The 18,344-nt window shown below is 66.3% G+C and carries 17 protein-coding genes; 13 read left to right on the top strand and 4 right to left on the bottom strand.

What is annotated here, in order from left to right; genetic code table 11:
- Positions 1 to 91 precede the first annotated feature (91 nt).
- Entirely contained in the window at positions 92 to 3,013 is a 2,922-nt protein-coding gene (secA, locus tag ACYVL2_RS01680; protein ID WP_460539529.1) for a preprotein translocase subunit SecA, read from the top strand.
- Positions 3,014 to 3,017: 4 nt separating this feature from the next.
- Positions 3,018 to 3,521 carry a DUF6912 family protein gene (locus ACYVL2_RS01675; RefSeq protein WP_460539527.1) on the top strand — a complete coding sequence of 168 codons (504 nt, stop codon included), beginning with the start codon at positions 3,018 to 3,020 and terminating at the stop codon, positions 3,519 to 3,521.
- Here the strand turns inward: ACYVL2_RS01675 and ACYVL2_RS01670 are convergent.
- Positions 3,449 to 4,384: a hypothetical protein gene (locus ACYVL2_RS01670; protein WP_460539525.1), complete on the bottom strand. Its 936-nt coding sequence runs from the start codon at positions 4,382 to 4,384 to the stop codon at positions 3,449 to 3,451. The two genes, ACYVL2_RS01675 and ACYVL2_RS01670, sit on opposite strands and share 73 nt — an antisense overlap.
- A gap of 178 nt (positions 4,385 to 4,562) precedes the next feature.
- Between ACYVL2_RS01670 and pruA the strand changes: the two genes are divergently transcribed.
- The 8 genes from pruA to ACYVL2_RS01630 all read left to right on the top strand — a co-directional run bounded on the left by pruA (position 4,563) and on the right by ACYVL2_RS01630 (position 13,983).
- The gene (gene pruA, locus ACYVL2_RS01665; protein ID WP_460539523.1) at positions 4,563 to 6,191 is read left to right on the top strand and encodes an aldehyde dehydrogenase family protein; all 1,629 of its coding nucleotides are present in this window, start codon (positions 4,563 to 4,565) and stop codon (positions 6,189 to 6,191) included.
- 58 nt (positions 6,192 to 6,249) lie between these two features.
- Positions 6,250 to 6,531 (top strand): DUF397 domain-containing protein, encoded by a 282-nt coding sequence (locus tag ACYVL2_RS01660; protein WP_460539521.1) that lies wholly within the window; start codon positions 6,250 to 6,252, stop codon positions 6,529 to 6,531.
- A gap of 108 nt (positions 6,532 to 6,639) precedes the next feature.
- Positions 6,640 to 7,227 carry a TetR/AcrR family transcriptional regulator gene (locus tag ACYVL2_RS01655; protein ID WP_460539519.1) on the top strand — a complete coding sequence of 196 codons (588 nt, stop codon included), beginning with the start codon at positions 6,640 to 6,642 and terminating at the stop codon, positions 7,225 to 7,227.
- Positions 7,224 to 8,390: a Rossmann-fold NAD(P)-binding domain-containing protein gene (locus ACYVL2_RS01650; protein WP_460539517.1), complete on the top strand. Its 1,167-nt coding sequence runs from the start codon at positions 7,224 to 7,226 to the stop codon at positions 8,388 to 8,390. The genes ACYVL2_RS01655 and ACYVL2_RS01650 overlap by 4 nt, the downstream gene beginning before the upstream one ends.
- A gap of 539 nt (positions 8,391 to 8,929) precedes the next feature.
- Positions 8,930 to 10,315 carry a S8 family peptidase gene (locus tag ACYVL2_RS01645; RefSeq protein WP_460539515.1) on the top strand — a complete coding sequence of 462 codons (1,386 nt, stop codon included), beginning with the start codon at positions 8,930 to 8,932 and terminating at the stop codon, positions 10,313 to 10,315.
- 9 nt (positions 10,316 to 10,324) lie between these two features.
- Positions 10,325 to 10,939: an RNA polymerase sigma factor gene (locus ACYVL2_RS01640; RefSeq protein WP_460539513.1), complete on the top strand. Its 615-nt coding sequence runs from the start codon at positions 10,325 to 10,327 to the stop codon at positions 10,937 to 10,939.
- Complete coding sequence (locus tag ACYVL2_RS01635; RefSeq protein ID WP_460539511.1) at positions 10,926 to 11,459, top strand: carboxypeptidase regulatory-like domain-containing protein; 534 nt, start codon at positions 10,926 to 10,928, stop codon at positions 11,457 to 11,459. The genes ACYVL2_RS01640 and ACYVL2_RS01635 overlap by 14 nt, the downstream gene beginning before the upstream one ends.
- A 10-nt stretch (positions 11,460 to 11,469) precedes the next feature.
- A complete protein-coding gene (locus tag ACYVL2_RS01630) occupies positions 11,470 to 13,983 on the top strand; it encodes a CHAT domain-containing protein (protein WP_460539509.1) in 2,514 nt (837 codons plus the stop codon).
- A gap of 100 nt (positions 13,984 to 14,083) precedes the next feature.
- Here the strand turns inward: ACYVL2_RS01630 and ACYVL2_RS01625 are convergent, their stop codons facing one another.
- A complete protein-coding gene (locus ACYVL2_RS01625; protein ID WP_460539507.1) occupies positions 14,084 to 15,007 on the bottom strand; it encodes an aminoglycoside phosphotransferase family protein in 924 nt (307 codons plus the stop codon).
- A gap of 314 nt (positions 15,008 to 15,321) precedes the next feature.
- Between ACYVL2_RS01625 and ACYVL2_RS01620 the strand changes: the two genes are divergently transcribed.
- Positions 15,322 to 16,218: a hypothetical protein gene (locus tag ACYVL2_RS01620; protein WP_460539505.1), complete on the top strand. Its 897-nt coding sequence runs from the start codon at positions 15,322 to 15,324 to the stop codon at positions 16,216 to 16,218.
- A 100-nt stretch (positions 16,219 to 16,318) separates the two neighbouring features.
- Here ACYVL2_RS01620 and ACYVL2_RS01615 read toward each other — a convergent pair whose 3' ends face one another.
- Both ACYVL2_RS01615 and ACYVL2_RS01610 read right to left on the bottom strand, forming a co-directional pair.
- Positions 16,319 to 16,570: a hypothetical protein gene (locus ACYVL2_RS01615; protein ID WP_460539503.1), complete on the bottom strand. Its 252-nt coding sequence runs from the start codon at positions 16,568 to 16,570 to the stop codon at positions 16,319 to 16,321.
- Positions 16,563 to 16,919, bottom strand: a complete 357-nt coding sequence (locus ACYVL2_RS01610) for a hypothetical protein (RefSeq protein WP_460539501.1) — start codon at positions 16,917 to 16,919, stop codon at positions 16,563 to 16,565. Before ACYVL2_RS01610 ends, ACYVL2_RS01615 begins: the two co-directional genes overlap by 8 nt.
- 230 nt (positions 16,920 to 17,149) lie before the next feature.
- Here ACYVL2_RS01610 and ACYVL2_RS01605 point away from each other — a divergent pair, with 230 nt between their 5' ends.
- Both ACYVL2_RS01605 and ACYVL2_RS01600 read left to right on the top strand, forming a co-directional pair.
- Entirely contained in the window at positions 17,150 to 18,007 is an 858-nt protein-coding gene (locus ACYVL2_RS01605; RefSeq protein WP_460539499.1) for a helix-turn-helix domain-containing protein, read from the top strand.
- Positions 18,007 to 18,249 carry a DUF397 domain-containing protein gene (locus ACYVL2_RS01600; RefSeq protein WP_460539497.1) on the top strand — a complete coding sequence of 81 codons (243 nt, stop codon included), beginning with the start codon at positions 18,007 to 18,009 and terminating at the stop codon, positions 18,247 to 18,249. The genes ACYVL2_RS01605 and ACYVL2_RS01600 overlap by 1 nt, the downstream gene beginning before the upstream one ends.
- Positions 18,250 to 18,344 lie beyond the last annotated feature (95 nt).

Genomic DNA, 18,344 nt, shown 5'->3' with positions numbered 1-18,344 from the left:
GCAGCGGGGGCGAGCAGGTTTCAACGCGTAGTATTGGACGCGATATTCACCCGTATACGGGCCAAGAGACGTTGCTGGGAGCTGACTTTCCGTGTCGTTGTTCGAGAGGGTACTGCGAGCCGGCGAAGGGCGCGCGCTCAAGCGGCTCAACGCCATTGCCGACGCCGTCGACTCGCTGGAGAGCGAGTACGAGTCGATGACCGACGCCGAGCTGCGCGGCCTCACCGACGAGTACAAGCAGCGCCTCGCCGACGGCGAGACGCTCGACGACCTGCTTCCCGAGGCGTTCGCCACGGTCCGCGAAGCCGCCAAGCGGGTGCGCGGCATGCGGCACTACCACGTGCAGATCATGGGCGGCGCGGCGCTCCACCAGGGCAATATCGCCGAGATGAAGACCGGTGAGGGCAAGACGCTCGTCTCCACGCTGCCGGTCTACCTCAACGCGCTCACCGGCAAGGGCGTCCACCAGGTCACGGTCAACGACTATCTGGTGCGCCGCGACGCCGAGTGGATGGGCGAGATCCACCGGTTCCTGGGACTGACCGTCGGCGTGGTGCTCCCCGGCGAGGGCTCGGAGAAGCACCGCGAGGCCTACAACTGCGACGTCACCTACTCGACGAACAACGAGCTGGCCTTCGACTACCTGCGCGACAACATGGCCTCCTCCATCGACGGCCTGGTCCAGCGCGGCCACAACTTCGTGCTCGTCGACGAGGTCGACTCCATCCTCATCGACGAGGCCCGCACCCCGATCATCATCTCCGGCCCCGCCGAGCACCAGCAGCGCTGGTACACCGAGTTCGCCAAGATCGTGGCCGGGATGCGGCGCGACGAGCACTACGAGGTCGACGAGGGCAAGCGGACCATCGCGATCACCGAGGCCGGGGTCGCCCGCGTCGAGGACCGCCTCGGCATCGACAACCTCTACGACTCGGTCAACACCCCGCTGGTCGGCTACCTCAACAACGCCATCAAGGCCCAGGAGCTGTTCGAGCGCAACCGCGAGTACATCGTCTCCGAGGCCGGCGAGGTCCTCATCGTCGACGAGTTCACCGGCCGCGTCCTGGCCGGCCGGCGCTTCAACGAGGGCATCCACCAGGCCATCGAGGCGAAGGAGGGGGTGGAGATCAAGCAGGAGAACCAGACCTTCGCGACCACCACCCTGCAGAACTACTTCCGCCTCTACGACAAGCTCGCCGGCACCACCGGCACCGCCCAGACCGAGGCCGCCGAGTTCCACCGGGTCTACGGCGCCGGGGTCATCCCCGTGCCCACCAACGAGCCGATGATCCGCGCCGACCGCGCCGACGTCATCTACAAGACCGAGGAAGCGAAGTTCAACGCCGTCGTCGACGACATCGTCGAACGCCACGAGACCGGCCAGCCGGTCCTGGTCGGCACCGTCTCGGTGGAGAAGTCCGAGGCACTGTCGCGGGCGCTGAAGAAGCGCGGCATTCCGCACAACGTCCTCAACGCCAAGAACCACGCCCGTGAGGCCGACATCATCGCCCAGGCCGGTCGCAAGGGCGCGGTGACGGTCGCGACCAACATGGCCGGCCGCGGCACCGACATCATGCTCGGCGGCAACCCCGAGCACATGGCCGCCGCCGAACTGCGCGCCCGCGGGGTCGACGAGGCCGACGAGGAGACCTACGCCGCCGCCTGGGAGGAGACCCTCAAGAAGTTCGAGGAGTCCTGCAAGGCCGAAGGCGACGAGGTCCGCGAAGTCGGCGGACTGTACGTCCTCGGCACCGAGCGGCACGAGTCGCGGCGCATCGACAACCAGCTGCGCGGCCGCTCCGGCCGCCAGGGCGACCCGGGCGAGTCCCGGTTCTACCTGTCGCTGTCGGACGACCTGATGAAGCGGTTCAACGCCGACGCCGTTCGCGCCATGATGAACCGGCTGCGGGTCCCCGACGACGTGCCGATCGAGTCGAAGCTCGTCACCAAGCAGATCGAGTCGGCCCAGTCGCAGATCGAAGGCCACAACGCCGAGATCCGCAAGAACGTCCTCAAATACGACGAGGTCATGAACAACCAGCGCACCGTCATCTACGACGAGCGCCTCAAGGTCCTGCGCGGCGACGACGTCTCCGAACAGGTCGGGCACATGATCGACGACGTCATCGAGGCCTATGTCGCCGGCGCGACCGCCGACGGCTACGCCGAGGACTGGGACCTCGACGAGCTCTGGAGCGCCTTCAAGCAGCTCTACCCGATCCAGTTGACCCAAGAGGAGCTGCTCGAGCGGGTCGGCGGCATCGACAGCCTCGAACCGGACAACCTGCTCGAGGCCGTCCGCGAGGACGCGCACGCCGTCTACGCCTCCCGCGAAGAGGAGTTCGGCGCCGACGTCCTGCGCAAGCTCGAACGCCGCGTCATGCTGCAGACGATCGACCGCAAGTGGCGCGAGCACCTCTACGAGGTCGACTACCTCAAGCAGGGCATCAGCCTCCGCGCCTACGCGCAGCGCGACCCGGTCATCGAGTACCAGCGCGAGGCCTACGACATGTTCCAGACCATGCTCGACGGCATCAAGGAGGACACCGTCCGGTTCCTCATGAACGCCGAGCTCAAGGCCCGGCCCGAGTCCGGTGAGGGCGGGAAGGCCGCCGAGCCGGAGGCCCAGATCCGCGGCCTGGAGCCGCTCAAGCGGCCCGAGCAGCTGCGGCTGTCGGCGCCGGCGATCGACGGCGCGGCCGGCACCGGCGCGGCGCTCGTCCGCGAGACCGACGCCTCCGGCGAAGCGGCCGTGAAACCGCCGAAGGCCCTGCAGGGCAAACGGAACGTCAAGCGCACCCCGGGCGTCGGCTCCAAGGGCAGCGCGAAGGTCGCTCCGAAGAGCACCCGGTCGGCCGGTCCGCGCTCGGCGACCACGAAGCCGCCCGCGCAGCAGGCGAATCCGCAGCAGCGGCAGTCCGCCGGCGAGCCGTCGCGGAACGCGCCGTGCCCGTGCGGATCGGGCAAGAAGTACAAGCGCTGCCACGGGGCTCCCGGCGGGGCCGCACAATAAGGGCATGGCTCAGCAGCAACACGGCTCGCAGGCGTCGGTGCGGAGGATCTACGTCCCCGCGAACCTCGCGATCCTCGGGGGCCTGGCCGAGACCGGTGAGTGGAAGCCGGCCGAGCCGGTCCATATGGTGACCGCCGCGCTGCGGCGGGCCTTTCCCGAGGCCGACGTCGAGGACCTCGAGTACACCGCGTTCGCCGACGCCGCGCTGGCGTCGGTGGCGCTCCTGGTCGGGGAGGTCCCCCGGCGGGTGGTGATCTCGGCCGACGTGCCCGCCAGGATATTGACCGAGCACGCGGACGGGACCGCGGCGGACCTGGACGGCAGCGTCAAGCGCAAGAAGGTCGCGGCCGTCCACATCGATGACGCCGACGCGGCCGAGGACATCGCCGAGGCGCTCGCCTCACCCGAGGGCGCGGACCTGGAGGCGGTCGAGGCTCACGTGCTGGACTGGTACGACCCCTCGGAGCTCGACGAGGTCGTGTCGGCCTTGGGCAGCAGCAGGCCGTAGGCCAGCACGGCGCAGACCGCGCCGGCGAACAGGACGGTGATGGCGCCGTTGTACTGCCACTGGAACATCAGCGTCAGGTAGGCGTCGTCGAGCGAGGACACGTTGCCGACGCCGAGGGCGAGGACGACTTCGACGCCGGCCTGGGCGATGACGGTCGAGGCCAGCCAGATCGCGCCGGGGAGCGCGCCGGCCAGCAGGTGGCCGTAGAGCCGCGAGGTGGTCTTGGCGGCGCGCAGGAACACGAACGCGGTGAATCCGCACAGGAGCCCGACGACGAAGGGCGCGGCGGAGCCGAGGGCGCCGTACTGGTCGAGCGGGTCGCTGAACAGGCTGATCGAGTTCGCCTCCAGCAGTCCCCGTATGAACATGAACAGCAGCAGCACGAGCGTGCCGGTCAGCCCCGCGGCGACCGGGATCCGGCTCCGGGGCAGCGAGAACATGCCGCCGACGAGCGCGGAGCCGAACAGGATCACCGCGAGCGCCAAGGCGATCGAGGCGTCGACGCTGAACAGGCCGTAGGCCACCGCGCCGGCGGCGATGCCGACGGTGAGGAACCCGGCCGGCGTGAGGCCGATACGGGGCCCGGGGAGGCGCCCGGCGGCCCATCCGCCGACGGCGCCGGCGAACACGGCGACGATGATGGGGCTGAACAGGCTCAACGCCAGCAGCATCGCGCCGGTCTGGTCGAGCCCGTCGGCCATGCCGGTGAGCGAGTAGAGCGAGTACAGCACTCCGGCGAGCGAGGCGAGGGCGAAGACGGCGAGGACCGCGGTGACGGCCGGGTGCTCGCGCTCGATGTCGGGGCCGGGCCGCCGGTCGGTCTCCTCGTCGCGGTCGACGGGCGAATCCTGTGTATCGGTCACCTCACCAGGGTACGTACGGGCTGCTCGGCGCCTACATCACACCGGGGCCGCATTTGTTCATCTCGCACCGGGCCGACCGGCCTGAACTGTGCGAAGATGGCGATAAGGGAGCTCGTAGGGTAGCCTGTGAAACACAGAACTTCACCCAAATAAGCCATCGAATCCATGGGAGTGTGCGATGGACGCCTTGTTTACCGTTCCAACCCCGCAGAACGAGCCGGTGCAGCAGTACGCGCCCGGCAGCCTGGAGCGAGAGAGCCTCCAAAAGAAGCTCGGCGAGCTCGCGGGCATGCAGATCGACCTCGACATGAACATCGGCGGCCAGTGGCGACGCGGCACCGGTGCGGAGATCAAGGTCGTCCAGCCGCACAAGCACGCCCATGTCCTCGGCGTCACCCGCGAGGCCGGCGACGCCGAAGTCGCCGACGCCGTCGCCGCCGCCAAGGCCGCCCGCGAAGCGTGGTCCCGCACCAGCTTCGCCGACCGCGCCTCGATCTTCCTGCGCGCCGCCGAACTGCTGTCGGGACCGTACCGCGACACGATCAACGGCGCGACGATGCTCGGCCAGTCCAAGACCGCCGCCCAGGCCGAGATCGACTCGGCGTGCGAGCTGATCGACTTCCTGCGCTTCAACGTGGCCTTCGCCGAGGACATCTACCGCAGGCAGCCGCAGTCCAGCAAGGGCATGTGGAACCGCACCGACCACCGGCCGCTCGACGGCTTCATCCTGGCCATCACGCCGTTCAACTTCACCGCGATCGCCGGGAACCTGCCGACCGCGCCGGCGATCATGGGCAACACCGTCGTGTGGAAGCCCTCGCCGACCCAGCAGTTCGCCGCGCACTTCATCATGCGCGTGCTCCAGGAGGCAGGACTGCCGCCGGGCGTGATCAACATGATCACCGGCTACGGCGAATCGGTCTCCAACGTGGCGCTCACCGACCCCGACCTGGCCGGACTGCACTTCACCGGCTCGGTGAGGACCTTCCAGCACCTGTGGCGGACGATCGGGGAGAACATCTCCGGCTACCGGGCCTACCCCCGCATCATCGGCGAGACCGGCGGCAAGGACTTCATCGTCGCCCACCCGAGCGCCGAACCGCAGCAGCTGGCCGTCGCCATGGTCCGCGGCGCCTACGAGTACCAGGGCCAGAAGTGCTCGGCGGTCTCGCGCACGTACGTGCCCGCGTCGCTGTGGAACAAGGGCCTGCGGGACATCGTGGTGGGCATGACCGAGGAGATCACCTACGGCGACGTCAGCGACTTCGCCAACTTCGGCGGCGCGGTGATCGACGACCGCGCCTTCGCCAAGCACACCGCGCTGTTCGACCGGCTCCAGAACGACGAGAGCATCCGGGTCGTCACCGGCGGGACCGCCGACGCCTCCGAGGGCTACTTCGTGCAGCCGACGCTCATCGAGGCGGACGACCCGGAGCACGAGCTGTTCACCGAGGAGTACTTCGGTCCGATCTGCGCCGTCTACGTCTACGAGGACGAGGAGTTCGAGACGGTCGTGCGGCAGGCCGCGAACGTCGCGCCGTTCGCGCTGACCGGCGCGCTGTTCGCGACCGACCGGAACGCGATCGCTTGGGCCAGTGAAGAACTGCGCTTCTCCGCCGGGAACTACTACATCAACGACAAGCCGACCGGCGCGGTGGTCAACCAGCAGCCGTTCGGGGGCTCGCGCGGCTCGGGCACCAACGACAAGGCCGGTTCGTGGCAGAACCTCGTGCGCTGGGTCAGCCCGCGCTCGATCAAGGAGAACTTCGTGCCGCCGACCGACTACAAGTACCCGCACCAGGGCTGACACGCGATGCGAAAAGGGGGCTCGGACTCGGTCGTCCGAGCCCTCTTATGCTGTGGTGATGACGAAGCGTGAGCATCCACTCAAAGGCGAGTTCGACACCGCGGCGGCCCGCTGGGAGCGGACGATGCGGGAGGACGGGACGCCGGCCGCGCTGGAGATCGGCTACGCCGACAACGGCATGGTCGCGCTGCGCATGGCCGAGGAGCCGGACGGCGACATCCTGATCTACACGCCGTCGGAGTGGCAGGCCTTCGTCGAAGGCGTCCGCGACGGCGAGTTCGACATCGACACCTGGGACGACGAGCCCGTCGTCGAGGTCATCGAAGACGACAGGCGCTAAGCACTCCCGAGCGATTCGAGGCGCACCGCTCTGCAGCGGAGCCGTGCGCCCGTGGCCGCGCGTGCTACATTTGGTCAATCGTCCAATACGAACGACCAAGGAGATCGCATGCCCGGCCAGACCAACGCCGAACGCGGCCGCGCCGTACGCGACCGCCTGCTGGCGGCGGCTGCGGAACTCATCGGAGAAGTCGGCTGGAGCGCCGTGAGCACCCGCACCCTCGCCGAGCGAGCCGGCGTACGCCCGGGACTGGTCCACTACCACTTCGAATCCCTGCAGGCCCTGCTGCGCCAAGCCGCGATAGCGGCGATGAGCCGCGTGCTCGACGACACCGCGGCGGTCCTCACCGACGCGGCGAGCCCGGCCGACGCCGCCGAAGCGATGCTGCTCGAACTCGACCGGTACGACGGCACCGATCCGACCTCCCTGCTCTTCACCGAGGCATACCTCGCGGCCACGCGAGACCCCGAACTGCGCGACCGCATGAACGAACTCATGACCGGATTCCGTCGCGACTTCGCAGCGACACTGGCCGAAGCCGGACACCCGACTCCCGAAGCGGCCGCCTGCCTCGTCCTGGCCGCCTTCGACGGCTTCATACTCCACAAAGGCCTCGACCCGGCGCTGTCGGCGGCCCACCTCGCTCCCGCCATACGACAGATCACCGCCACCGGACAAGAAGGAAACCGCCCATGAGAGCCGTCATCTGCGGCGCCGGCATCGCCGGCCTGGCCCTGGCCAACCGCCTGCACCACCACGGATGGGAAGTCCACGTCGTCGAACGCGCGCCGGGCCCCCGCGAGCAGGGCTACATGATGGACTTCTTCGGGCCGGGATTCGAGGCGATAGACCAGATGGGCCTGCGGTCCGAGCTGCTGGAGTACGCCAGCGACGTCGACGAGTTCAGGTACATCGACACCCGGGGCCGCACCACTGTCAGCGTCGACTACGGGCTCTTCTCGAAAGCCCTGGACGGCGACGTCGCCAGCATCATGCGGCCCGAACTCGAACGGCTCCTCCGCGAATCCCTCGCCGACGACATCGACATCCGCTACGGCACGACCATCGACCGCATCGGCGAGGGCGAAGTCGAACTCTCCGACGGCACGGTCGTGAAGACCGAGCTCACTGTGGGCGCCGACGGCGTACACTCCCGCGTCCGCGAACTCGCCTTCGGCCCCGAACACGAATACCTGCGATACCTCGGCATGCACACCGGCGCGTACGTCTTCACCGATCCCGAAGTGCACGAACAGGTCAGCGGTCAATTCATCCTGACCGAGACCCTCAACCGCCAGCTGGGCCTGTACGGGATCGGCGAGGGCCGCGTCGCCGTCTTCGCCGTGCGCCGCACCGACGACCCCCGGCTCCCCGACGACGCTCGCGAGGAGCTGCGAAGCGAATACGCCGGCATGGGCCCGTTGGCCGACCTGGCACTGGAACGCTGCCCGCACCCGGACGAGATCTACTACGACCAGGTCGCCCAGATCCACGCGCCACATTGGACTGACGGACGAGTGGGCCTGGTCGGCGACGCCGCCCACGCCGTGTCGCTGATCGCCGGGCAGGGCGCTTCGCTCGGCGTGGCAGGGGCGTACGTGATGGCCGAACGGCTGCATGCGGCCGGTTCGGTGCAGGAAGGACTGGCGGACTACGAGCGGCGCTGGCGGCCGATCACCTCCGAGATCCAGCAGGCGGCGAGGGACCGCCTCACCGAGTGGTTCCTCCCGAAGACCTCGACCAAGCTGCTGCTGCGGCGCTGGGGGTTCAAGGCGATGAACCTCCCCGGCCTGGACCGGATCCTGGTGGGGAACCTTCTGCCGAAGAACCGTCCGACCGTGGCCGAGCTGACCACCTGAGAACTACGTCAAGGGGAGTCCGGGGCACTGGCGAGTGCTCCGTGCGGTCGAAGGATCGGAAGGCCGTTCCACCGGAGAACCACCCGGACGGGGGATGCCGTACGCCGATGTCGCATAAGTGACGGTTTGCGACGTCGGGAAGGAGCAGAAAACCGCTCGGGTCCTTGTATCTGGTGGCTGTGAGCGGTCTCTTCATGTGGTGAATGCCGCCGAAACCAGGCCAGTTCGTGATGACAGCCGCAAGTAGGGAACGAGTGCCGCTCGACCCGAACAAGTGATCCGGGACCCACAAGCAGCCGCGAATTGTGGAGAATCAAGCCGGGAGGAGCGACCCCCGCCCCGAACAACTGCATACACCCCCCGAGACGAAATGAGGAGCCCACATGCGCTTGGTATTCGCCAACGAAGAACCCCGCTTGGAGCCCAATCCGAGACGCGACCGAATGAGCGGCGTACCCAACGTTGCGGTGACGTGCCTTGATCGCCACCATGGCCGAGTCCTGCGCCCGGGACAAGCCGTCCGGGCTCCCGGGGCTCCTATGCCGGTCGGCACCCTCTACCGCTACGACCGCCTGCTGGTCGACGAATCGATCATCCTGGACGAAGCTTCACGCCGCCGTCTCGAAGGCGCGGTCAAGCCGATCGGCTTGAAGCTGGACTGCCAGGCGGCAAGCACCATCGTGCCGGGCCAAGGTTCGCATCGCGTCCCCGTCTCACTGACAGGTCAGGGCGACCCCGCTGCCGTGGACGCGTGGGGCATCCTGCAGTCCCTGCGCACGGCCACCAGCGAAGGGCGCTTGGCCCGAGAACTCACGGACAAGGTGCGGCTCGAACACCTGCTGGTGTCGTGCACCAGCCCGAGCATCAGCGGAGCTGAGCCACCCGGTTCCTCGTCCCCTCTCAAGCCGCTCGGCCGCATCCCAGTGGACATGGTCAATCCGATGCCACCCCGTAAGCCGATGGATAGGCGTACACGGATTGCAATCGTCGATACTGGTGTGCCGCAAGCGCACCCCGCCTTCGATGTCGCCGATAAATCGTCCGGCGAAGACGCTTTTGTAATCGTCGACCAGGAATTCCAGCACAAGCTCGCGGCAGAGTCGGACAGCCCGGCGCCCCCCTTGGAGGAGCCGTGGGAAGGGCCGGTCCATGAGGACACCCTCCTCGGGGAGGTCGCGTCACACTACGGTCATGGAACTTTCATGGCGGGCTTGATCCGACAGGTAGCACCGGACTCGCAGGTGTATTCGCTTCGAGTGGTCCACAACGACGGTCTGGCATATGAGCACGAAGTCGTCGGCGCGCTCCACCACATCGCGGACCAAGTGGAGGCCGCTCGGAACGGCGATGCCGACGCCGTCTACGTCGATGTGGTGGTCCTCGCGATCGGGTACGTGGACGAAGATCCAGCGGATCAGCCGGACAACTGGATGGGAAAGGCGATTGAGCGTCTTACCTCGCTTGGAATCACGGTCGTGGCCGCGGCGGGAAACCAGTCGTCCGACCGCCCCTTCTTCCCTGCCGCCTTCGCAGCCTTTCCGCGGCCAGAGGCGTCCGCGCCGGTGCTCAGCGTGGGTGCGCTCAATCCGAACCGCAACGTCGCGATGTTCTCCAACGACGGTCCATGGGTTTCGTGCTTCGCGACGGGCGCCGGATTGGTCAGCACGTTCCCCTGCGAAGCGCGGGGATCGCTGATGCCCGATCGTCGTGCGCGAACCTCGTTCGACGATCGTTCGCGAGAGAGTCATGACCCTGATGACTTTTCCTCGGGCTACGCAGTTTGGGGAGGTACGTCGTTCGCCGCGCCGCTAGCCGCATCGTTCTTGGTAAATGCGATGCCGGGTGCCGGCCAGGCCACCACAGAGGACGCCACTCAGGCGTCGGCCCGTGCGCACGGGGCACTCAAGAGCTTGAAGAACCGCTAGCCTGAAGTCATGAACGCGACTTCAGCTCACTCTGTGGCCGCTGTGGACTACGACCGGCGCGCGCAGCTCTACCTCGCTGCGCGCGCCGGCGATCGAAAGGCACAACGGGCATTGGTCGAAGAGCTCAACGTACTGCTCTGGAGAGCGGCACGGCGGGCGGGCCTCGATCGAGAAAGCGCCTCCGATGCCGTTCAAACGGCGTGGCTTCGACTATGGCGGCCCGGGACTGAACTGGAACACCCTCGCGCGCTGACGAAATGGCTGCTCACCACGGTCAAACGCGAGGCTTGGAGGTTGATCGGCGGCTCGCGCCGCGAGGTCGTGGCCGATCCGATCGATATCCAAGAACCGACCCTAGAAGGCGTTGAGGACGGTCTCATCCGCAGCGCCGAGCATGAGGCCGTACGACGCGCCTTCCTTGCCCAACCTGAACGGTGTCGACGCCTGCTCGCTTATGTGGCGTCGGTAGACCGTCCCGACTACGACGACATCGCAGAGGCGTTGGGGATGAAGAGGGGAAGCATTGGTCCGACGCGGGGCCGATGCTTGAGCAAGTTGAGGAAGACGCTTCTGGCCGATCCCGGCTGGAGCAGAGGTGAGGAGCGGGACCATGACGCGGCGTGACTTCGAGGATCACGATGAGAACCAACCGTTGGACTCTTGCGACCAGCGGATTCTGGCGGTGATCGACGAATTGCACGATCGGGATGATCCGGTCCCGGACGACCTGGACGAACGTGTGCTCTTCGCGCTCGAGCTCGAAGCGGAGCTCGATGCCAGGGTGGCGGGCGTTTCGAGATCGAACGAGTTCACGCTCGTACGCGGAGAAACTGAACTGGCGGTGGAGCGCGGCGATCCTGCATCGATCACCTTCGACTGCGAGATGGTCACGGTGATGGTCACTCCCAGTCCTTCTGCAGCCCGCGAGCTGAGGATCGACGGGTGGATCGGGCCCGAGGGCACGTACGAGGTGGAAATGCGAACACCTGCGGGAGCGCGACGGGCCTCGACCGAAGGGAGCGGGCGCTTTGTCCTAGAAGGACTGCCACAGGGCGAAATGTTCCAGCTGGTTATTCGGCCTAGTGAAATGCTGCAGAGAGAGGGGCTTCCAGCGGTCGTCGTGACGCCTGCGGTGCGGCTGTAGCATATGAAGAATGCTCTCCCGCGCATGGCGCCTTTACTCACGGGGTCAACGACTGCAGCGGCGCGGTCGGATCGCCGAAGCCATCGATGCGCTGGAAGGTGCGCTGACGCTGCTGGATTGGGATCCTCAGCGGCCGCCCCTGCCGGGTACCGCTCGAGCGCGGCTCACCGCACGCGTGCTCGCAACCCGTTCCGCGGGAATGACATACGCGGGCGAGGCCTCTCAGGGCCTGCGTATGCTGGACCAAGCCGAGACCTTTGTGGCTCTTGAGGATCGAGGGATTCTCTATCATCAGCGTGCCTTGATCCTCTGGCAGAACGGCCGTCTCCGGGATGCTCTTAGCTGGTTCGATGAGGCGGAGCCGATCCTCGCCGATCATGGACCCGACTGGATTTACGCGGCCTTGTTCCATAATCGGGCCGGAGTGTGGCGTGATCTCGGTGAGCTCCAGAAGGGGCTGGAGAGCGAGCAGCGAGCGCGGGACTTGTTCGCAGCCGCCGGGCAGTACGTAAACTCAGCCAAAGTGCGTCACATGGAGGCACTTATCTGGCTCGACTTGGGCGAAGTCACCAAAGCCATCGCAGAGCTCGAAGAAGTCCGGCGGCTCTACCGCGAGCACGCTCCCGAGCATGAGGAATTGGTCAACGACTCATACGCCGAGGCCCTCATGAGAGTCGGGATGTTCCGTCAGTCCGGTGATCTATGGGCCGAAGCTATTCAGGTCTTTCGATCACACGGAGACCTGCGGCTAGCGGCGATAACCGAGTACCGCATTGCGGTGGCCGCACATGAGGCGGGGGACCACGACGCGGCGGAACTATGGGCGAGGCGAGCTATGAATTCCCTCTACGAGAAGGGAATCGAGACTTGGTCGTTCTTGGCCAGACTGCTCATGCTGCAGACTCAGTTCGACGCCGGCCGCGACGGGCCCGACTTTGCCACGCGCGTCGACATGCTCTGCTCGGCTCTGGAGAGCCGTGGGTGGACCCTTCGCCTGGAGCATGCACGGATTCTGGCCGCGCGTGCATATATCCGCGTCGGCGAGTTCGCGACAGCCCAAGAGCGCCTTGCGACTTCCGGTGGCATGAGTGGATATGACATGCTCTCGGCGGGATTGGCAAGGCATCTGGCTCTGGCGGAACTGGCTGAAGCTCAGGGACAAGATCCGTTTCCTGAGATCCGTGCAGGGCTCGACATGCTGGATGAATACCGGGTCGGTTTCGGATCTGTAGAATTCCAAGCCGGTGTTTCGGCCTTGGGACGACAATTGGCCAGCAAGGGCCTGATCCGTGCCACGCACAGCGGATCTCCGATGAAGATGCTCTCTTGGGCGGAGCGATGCCGTGGACAGGCGCTGAGGATCCCGCCGGTGAAATCCAGCGCGGATCCGAATGCCCGGGAGGCACTCGGCCGACTGAGGCAGGCGCGGCAGCGATTGTGGGACGCGCAGTTGGACGGCGGCGACCACGACGAAGAGCTATCCCGGGTGCGGAGCCTGGAGAACGAGATTCGGGCATATGACCGGAGCAAGCAGGGACCGCGACGGCAATCCGAGAGGATAGCGCCAGAAGCGATACACGCTCTCGCGAAGGAGCGGCAGACCGTGGTGGTCAACCTGTTCGAGGTCGATGGCATTCTCCGAGCCGTTCTAGCCGGGGCCGACGAGCTCGTGCATGTGTGTTTGATGAAGTTGACCGACGCCGCCGAGACAGGACGTCGGCTCGGAGCGGACCTGGATGCGCTTGGAGCTTCGTTCAAGCTTCCCGCCAGGCTGCGCCAGAGCGTTGAGGGTTCGCTGCGGCGCAACGCCAGTGTGCTCGCGGAGGGTATCTGGGATCCGATCGCGAAGTTCATCGGTGACCGGGAGGTCACGATCATACCCCACAGCAGACTCGCATGGGTCCCATGGCCCTTGCTTCCGCCGCTTCGCGGCCGTCCGGTCACGGTTGCTCCCTCGGCCGAAGCCTGGTGGCGTGCGGTTACACGCCCCAAGGGGCGAGGTCCGGCACTTGCGGCTGCAGGCCCTGGTCTCAGTACGGCAGGTGCGGAGATCAATGCGATCGCAGGCCTTTACCCTGATGCGAATCTCATTTCGGCCGAGCATTCCGACCCGGAGCTGGTGCTCAAGGCTCTCGATGGCGCCTCCGTGGCGCACCTTGCCGCGCACGGGCATCATGAGCCGGACAACGTGCTCTTCTCTCGTCTGGACTTCGGTCAGGGACCGTTGAACGCCTATGAGCTCCTCGGGCTCGACCAGCCTCCAGGACATGTCGTGCTTTCGTCCTGTGACTTGGGCCGCTCGACCGTGGCCGTCGGGAACGAGACGCTTGGTTTCACCGCAGCGCTCCTCCACGCCGGTACCTCCACTGTCGTCTCCAGCCTCGGGCGCGTTCCCGACGATCTCGCCGCCGAGATGATGATCGACTACCATCGCCGCTGCGCCGCCGGCGCGAGCCCGGCCGAGGCGCTCGCCGCGGTGGGGGAGAAGCGCCCGTGGCATCCCTTCGTCTGCTTCGGCGCCTGACGGCTCAGAGTCGAGGACCATTTCGCCCGGCGGTCAAGGACCGCAACGTCGCGAATCCGGTGTTCGGTTCTTCTGGCCTTTCTCGTATCCGGGTGGCGACTCAGGCGTGTTCGAGTGCGTGGAGCACTTCAGCGTAGGCGGCTCTTTCGGCGGCGCTGTCAGTGTCGGCGATCTGCGCGACGGTCCGGAGCATGGCCCAGGCCCGGACTCGCTCGAGGTCTGCACCGAGTCCTTCGGCCACGGCCTTAAGGAGTTCGGTGCCGCGCAGGGGGCCGTGCAACTGCTGCTTGAACAGGAAGTAGCCCGCGTCGAAAGCGCGTTCAGCCAGCACCGGTTTGGGGTCGATCAGGAGCCAGGGCTCGCGTTCCGCTGCGACGACATTGCTCAAGTGGTTGTCGCGGTTGCCGATGCCGATCTGGTCGGCATCGGCCAGCGCGATGCAGAGCTCCACGCCGATCGCGAGGTCTCTCCTCACGTCAGCCTGCGATCGCTCCGCGGCCGTGGCGAACTGTTCCGCCCAGCCCTTGAGCAGGTCGTCGGCGGTCGGGATTTCGGGAAGCTCGGCGAAGATGGCCGGGGAGCGCCAGAGGCGCCGGAATAGTTCGCAGGCTATCGTGCAGCGCTCTCGCGCGGCCGCTTGTTCGCTCAGTCCTGGGAAGTCGTGATTGAGGAGCGCGGTGCCGGGGCGGGCGCGTTCGAGGAGCATCGCGCCGGAGTCCGGGTCGTATTCGAGGAGGCGCACCGCGCCGTCGCCGTCATAGGCTCGCAGGGCGGTCGGCTCAGGCCGAGTCTCCTCGTCGACGACGTCGACCTTGAGGACGGCCGGGGTCCCGTCGGCGCGGTCGACCGGCAGTGCGTAGGCAGTGGTGCCGCCGTCGAAGGGAGCTCCGGCGGGTTGCAGCTTCCAGGCCGTGGTCAGGCGTGCGACCGTGGTGGGGAGGGCGTCGAGCCAGTGGCTGCCCGGGTCGCCGTACCAGGCTCGGATGTTCTGACGGGCGGACTCGGGGAGCGGTGCGAACGACATCGTTTCAGTGTCGGTGCGGGTTCGAATCCGCGCCAGTGTTTTTTCGACATCGCCGGCCTGCGGCGAGGATCGTCATGAATTATCTGGACATTCGCTGCTTTCGCGGAGTGACTACACTGAGCCGATCTTGCATGGAAGGATCCGCATGTCAGACGACACCGGAACTGACAAGGCCAGGGCTCAGCAGCAGAGCAGCGATAGTCCGCAAACCAGAGCCATCTGGCGAATGAGGAAACTGAGCAAGTTGTTTCGAGGGAGCCGACTGAGACCACTCCTTTTCCAAGAAAGCAAAGGTCCTCAGTGCCGTCGTCGCAGTGGTGATCGGCGCTGCGGCCTTCGCCAACGATGTGTTCGACCTCGCCGACACCGTCTCCGAGGTCGGCGCGGAAGAGCCGTCGATCGATGCCATATACCGGACCGCGCACCCGTCTGAGTCTACTGGGGCGGAGCCCGACGGGCCGAGTGCTGACGGACCGAGCTCAGCCGCTCCGGAGGCGGAGGGCGCCGGGCTCGCGCAGCCGCCGTCCTGCAGTGGTCCGTCGGGTGCTGGAAGCGGAGGAGACGAGTCTGGAACCCTCGGTCCGGCGATCGACTACGACAGCGAGGTATCCGGGATGCCCGTGCATCCGGAGGTCGTCGATGCGGATCCGATTGCGATGAGCGCTGCGTCGCTCACGTACGTCGGTGGTTACACGACCGGGCCGGTTGACCTGATGATGGTGGTCACCAATCCGACTGATCAGATGATGACGGTCTTTGGCGTGGCCGTGGACGTCGAGCGTCATCAAGTCCCGAGCGGCACCATCTGGACCGAGGTGGGCGGCGGTGGATTGGGGCACGGGACCGGCATCGTTTCCTTGTCGTTCGACTTGTCCGAGGAGGAACCGGAAGCCACTACAATGGAGAACGGTTGTGTTCTCTCCGACCTGTACTTCGAGTCCCAGCAGATTCCCATCGAACCGGGAGCCAACGAGCTGATCAAGGTCCGTCTCTGGCCGGGAGCGTGTCGCTGCCTGGTTCGTACGGTCATTCAATACGCTCATGCCGGGAAGTGGGCGACGCTTACGGTTCCCGGTCCGTCCGAGGATCCTGTGACGGTGGTCGGGTTCGCCGAGGACGGCTACCAGCTGGTCTATCACGATACGGGCTTCGGTGTGGTGAAGTACGACTGCCAGACGCTCGTTCATGAGTACTGCGCCGGGGCGAACTGACGGCACTCCTGTCCTCACCGATGAGCGATCAACGAGTTCTCGATCCGGACAGGACTGGGAGTGTGGCAGCGGCGGTGGTGCCGCTGCCACACGGATGTCTCTAGTGTTCGGACTGCTCGACGAGTTTGCAGGCTTCGGCTTCGATCCAGGCGCACCACTCGTCGCCGTTCCAGGGGCCGTGCCACTTCGGTCCGGAGTTCGGGCCCTCGGTGAAGACGCAGACCTCGCTGGGGCCGTTGCCATCGTTGCAGTCGACGCGGTAGCCGGCCGGCTCGGTGCCGGTCTGGTGCACCGTGAAGATCGCCGGGCCTCTCCGGAACTCGCCGAGATAGCGGTCGATGCTGTTAACCACTGCAGACGCGCACCTTTCCGATCGCCGGGCGGTCACCATTGTAGAAGACCATGAATGCGTTGGCCTCCAGCCACTCACGCCACTCGTCTGAGCCGCGGTTCCAGACCGCGCCCCAGGTTGCCTTGAGTTCCTTGGAGATCAGGCCGGATATGACCAGCACGATGTCGGCGGGGTCGCCGTTGGCGTAGACCTGGAAGGAGTCGGGCGTCTCGGCGCTGGAGGCCCGGACGGTGTAGCGGTGCACGCCGTCGCTGAAGCTGCCTCGTACCAGCGGGCGTACGTTTGCTGGCGGCGCGGCCGCATGCGAGTTGGATCTGGCCGCCCGATGGGCGACAATGTGCTTGGACACGGTGGAAACCTCCGTTGTCTCAAGACCGGGGCGGGCTCAGGTTGGTAGCCGCGTTCCCGCCCCGGTCGGCTTCTCTGGAGGGCGTGAATCAGCCACTCTCAAGGCTTCCGTCACCGAAATCCCGTCAAGGACCTTTCACGCCTGATTGGTATGATTGCATGCAGTCCTGCTTTATGCAAGTCTGCATAAATCTGATTCTGCTCAATCTCCGGAAGCTTGTGGAGGCGACCATGGCACCAGCACGCCCTCAGGCGAACCTGCGTTCGCAGTGGCTCGGAGAAAGGATGCGTCACCTGCGGAAGCAGTGCGGAATTTCCCAGGCGGACGCCGCCGACTACATCCAGCGCGACGCCACGATGCTCGGGCGGTACGAGAGCGGTCTGTTCCCGTTCCGGCGTGTCGATGTCATCGGACTCCTCACGCTCTACGGAGTCGAGGACGAGCGGACCCGCAACGGCATCCTCCAAATCTGCGACGAAGCCTGGCAGCGGAACTGGTGGGACGACCATCAGCGTGAACTTGGAGCCGACTTCGTGAACGTTCCATGGCTGGAGAGCCGCGCCGAACGCATCTGCGCTTACCAGCACTTCCTGGTGTACGGGCTGTTCCAGACCCGCGAGTATGCGCATGCGGTGATCAATCGGCTGGAGCAAGGCAGCCCTTCGGCAGAGCAGATCGACCGGTGGGTCGAGCTGCGCATGGAGCGGCAGCAGGTATTGGACGCCGACGACGCACCGCGGATCGATGCGGTTCTCGAGGAGGCGGTGCTCCGCCGCCCGGCCGGGTCGGCACCGGTCATGCGACAGCAGCTCCAACGCCTACTCGACCTCGGTGAGCGCAGCGAGTTCACGATCCGGATCATGCCGACCGATGCCGGACCGCATGCGGGCCTCAACGGCAGCTTCAACCTCTATGAGATGCCGGAACCGTACCCCGCGGTCGCATACGTGGAGACCACTGCCGGCGCACTGTACGTCGAAGAGCCGAAGGTGAGTAATTTTGAAGCCGTATGGCAGGATGTTGATCGGTCGGCGCTCGCCCCGAAGCGGTCGGCCGATCTGATCGCGAAGCGGTTGAAGGAGACTTGATGAGCACCCCGCAGCGGCTCTCAGCTGAAGAGCTGTCTGGCATTCGTTGGCACATCAGCACCCGCAGCGACAGCGGTGGCGGGCAGTGTGTCGAGGCCGGGCCGCTGTCGGACGGTTCGGGCCGGGTCGCGGTGCGCCACTCCCACCACCCCGACGGCACGGTCATCGTCTACACCCGCGCCGAGTGGGACGCGTTCCTCGCCGGAGCCAAGGACGGCGAGTTCGACTTCCCCGACTCATAGCGACCGACCGCCCCGGCCGGGCACGTGTGTGCGGTTGCCGACCGCAGGCGTTATGGTGGTGCTCACGTAACGCTGGTCGATGTCATCCCCTTGAG

The organism is Glycomyces halotolerans, from assembly GCF_054779575.1.
The sequence above is the reverse complement of the archived record's forward strand: the minus strand, read 5'-3'. Positions and strand labels throughout refer to the sequence as shown.